A 3,220-nucleotide genomic window follows, 5' to 3' on the forward strand; every position below is an offset into this window, starting at 1 on the left:
CGGCCTGCCCGGCCATGACTCGAATAGCATTCTCGCCGGTGGCCCCCCGCTGGGCGCCGGCTTTGATCATGGCTTGCGTGGCAGCCGAATTCGTCCCCAAGGCCAGCACTTCGCTGCCAGAGGGGAGATTGTCTTTGATCTGTCCTACCAGCTGGCTGCCGATCCCACCGCCTAAACCGTCGATCACCACAACTAACATAAACTTACCTCTTTTTAGCAGCCTTCGGGCTGCGTTTCTTACCTTCGGGTTTTACCGTTCCTGTATCATATTCGTCTTGAACCGCGTTATTCCTGCTTGAACCTAACTACTGCTGCAAAACATGTTTTGCCCCGTTGCCACCCCTTGGCGCTGTAGCAACAGGTGGGCCGGATTAAGCGCTGCCCTCGGTCTGAGAGCCGGCCAACGGTAATGTCAACGTAAAAGTAGTGCCCTGTCCCAACTGGCTGGTTACTTTGATCTCGCCGCCGTGGGCTTCCACCAACCCTTTGACGATGGCCAAGCCGATACCGGTGCCGGCACTGGAGCGGGTGCGGGCTTTCTCTTTTTTGTAAAACCGCTCAAAGATGTAAGGTAGATCCGAAGGTGCAATACCGGTACCGGTGTCACGGACACTTACCGTCAGAACTTCGGCCCCGGCCCAAGCGGTTTCCACGGTAATGGTTCCGCCAGCCGGAGTGTAGCGCAGGGCGTTGTTAAGTAAATTAATCAGGATCTGCTGCAGACGGTCCGGATTTCCCCAGACCGGGGGCAGTTTTTCCGGTTGAACAGTAACCAGCTGTACGCCTTTGTCCGTGGCCAACGGCAACAGTTTCTCTCTAACCTGCTCAATTAACTCTTGCATAGCCACCGCTTCTTTCTCCAATACCAACTGGCCGGCTTCGATCAGGGCCAAATCTAGCAGATCATTTACCAGGCGCCTTAGGCGCAGCGTCTCGTCCAGAATAATACTCAAGTACTTCTCTTCTTCTTCCCTGCTGGCAGCCAGTCCGTCCAAAATCGCTTCGGCGTAGCCCTGGAGATAAGTAAGCGGTGTTCTTAGTTCGTGGGACACGTTAGCCACGAATTCGCGCCGCATAGCTTCTAAGCGGCGTTCCTTGGTCATGTCAAAGAGTACACACACCACCGCCCGGACGGTGCCTTCGGCTGTGAGCGGGGCCAGGCGCGCTACCAGCACGCGATCCTGGAGCTTAAACTCGGTACCCTGAGCCTTACCGGTGGTGGCCACTTGCTTCACCGAGTCCTCGAGGCTAGGTAAGATTATCTCCTCTCCTAGGCACTGTCCCAGGGCCAGATCTGCCACCGGTGCCAAATACTCAGCCGCCGGCGGGTTATAAACCAGTAGCTCTCCAGTGGCCGAAAAGGTGATTACCCCGTCCGTCATGCCGGCGAGGATCTGGGCCAGTTGATCCCGCTCCGCCCCCAAAGCAGCCAAGGTGCGGGCTAATTCAGCCGCCAAATGATTTAAGGCCGCGCCTAGGCGACCCACTTCGTCTTGGCTGTGCACCTTCACCCGGGGCGAAAAATCCCCGCTGGCCATGGCCTCTGCTGCTTGCTCCATCCGGATGAGAGGGCGAGACAGCCGTCGGGACAGGAAAAAAGCCATCACTGTGGCCACGGCCATGGTGCCTACAATGCCGTAACGAATGAGCCGGCGTACCGAAGCAATGGTACGGGTGATGGGGGCCAAGGGCGTGTACAAATACACAGCTCCCACCACCTGATCGTCGGCTGTTATCGGTACCGCCACTGTCAGCATGGTGGTGTCTAGCCCGGTACGATAACCTTTAATCACTACTGTCTGGCCTGACAATACTGCTGCGGCTTGCGGCGGCGTTAATACCTGGCCCCCACCGCGAAGTCGCCGGTGATGCTGCATCCCCGGGCTAACGTTGGAAATAAGGCCGCTTTTATCCATAATGACCACATTGGCCTTGAGAAAATCCTCCACTAAAGCCAGCTCCCGCAGCAGCTCTACATTGCTGGCCGATGAAAGCACCAGTTGGCCCAGATTTCGCCCTTGGTCGATGAGGTTGTCCGCTTGGAGATCAAAATAAAAGTTGTCGAACAGCTGTGACAAAAACAGCCCCAGTAAGAGCAAAATCGCAGCCACTGATACCACCAACGTCAACCATAGCCGCCCTACCATGCTCTTCACTTTATTTCACCTCGAACTTGTAGCCTACACCCCAGACGGTTACTAAATACTGGGCTCCTTGACCTGCTCGTTTGAGTTTCTCCCGTAGATTCTTAATATGAGTGTCCACTGTTCTCAGATCTCCGTAAAAGTCGTAGCCCCAGACTCGTTCCAGTAGCTGCTCGCGGGTAAACACGCGCCCCTTTTGCCCAGCCAAGAAATAGAGCAGATCGTATTCTTTGGGTGTTAGCGCCACTTCCAGGCCATTAGCTGTTACCTGCCGCGCCGGATGGTCAATGCTAAGACCGGGAAACTCCAGCTTTTCTTCTTGTTCGGCCACTTCCGGACAAGCCCGCCGAAGCAGGGCTTTAACTCGCATAACCAGTTCCCGCGGGCTAAACGGCTTCACCACATAATCGTCGACTCCCAGCTCAAATCCGGTCACCCGGTCGATCTCTTCCCCGCGAGCCGTGAGCATAATAATGGGCACATCGGACTTTTGCCGCATCCGCTGGCAGACCGTCCATCCATCTAGCGCCGGCAGCATCACATCTAGCAGCACCAAGGCAAACTCCTCTTGGGCAAACTTGTCCAACGCCGTGCGCCCGTCGGCTGCCTCCACCACTTGATATCCTTCCCGTTCCAAGTAGAGCCGCAGCAGATCCCGCATCCGCTGTTCGTCTTCCACTACTAAGATTTTAGTACAAGTTGCCATAACTATCGCTCCCAGCTTGAGCTATCCACTCTTTTTCCTATTTTTTTCGCCAAGGTCCGGCGTTATCCTGCTACCTGTTGTACTGACCTTCTTTCCGTTTTTATATTTCCATGTTTGCTAATACGCCAAATACTTGTGATCCGGGTACCCTTCTATAAGGAAAGACAAAAATAACTTTTACCCTTGATAGGATTGTTGTAATATGGAGCGCTTTCTACAAATCCAAGCTTCTGGTAAAGTGCTCTTGCATTTTTCATGGCAGGAAGCGCACGCACATACAGTCTTTTCATTTCGCATGTCTGCTCACTATACTTTCTTAAAGCAACGCAACCTGCTATTTTCCCATCTGAATATGCAGTATATAACCTTC

The 3,220-nt window shown here is 54.1% G+C and carries 3 protein-coding genes; all 3 read right to left on the reverse strand.

Annotated elements, in window-relative coordinates; genetic code table 11:
- Positions 1-199: DUF3842 family protein (locus GX016_10555; GenBank protein HHT71981.1), on the reverse strand; the 199-nt coding region annotated here is incomplete at its 3' end.
- A 172-nt stretch (positions 200-371) separates the two neighbouring features.
- Positions 372-2,156, reverse strand: coding sequence for a cell wall metabolism sensor histidine kinase WalK (locus GX016_10560; protein ID HHT71982.1), 1,785 nt, complete (start codon positions 2,154-2,156; stop codon positions 372-374).
- A 1-nt stretch (position 2,157) separates the two neighbouring features.
- On the reverse strand, positions 2,158-2,850 hold the full coding sequence (locus tag GX016_10565; GenBank protein ID HHT71983.1) for a response regulator transcription factor: 693 nt from the start codon (positions 2,848-2,850) through the stop codon (positions 2,158-2,160).
- Positions 2,851-3,220: the final 370 nt, after the last annotated feature.

It is taken from the genome of Bacillota bacterium (assembly GCA_012837285.1).
Taxonomy (GTDB): domain Bacteria; phylum Bacillota; class DTU030; order DUMP01; family DUMP01; genus DUNI01.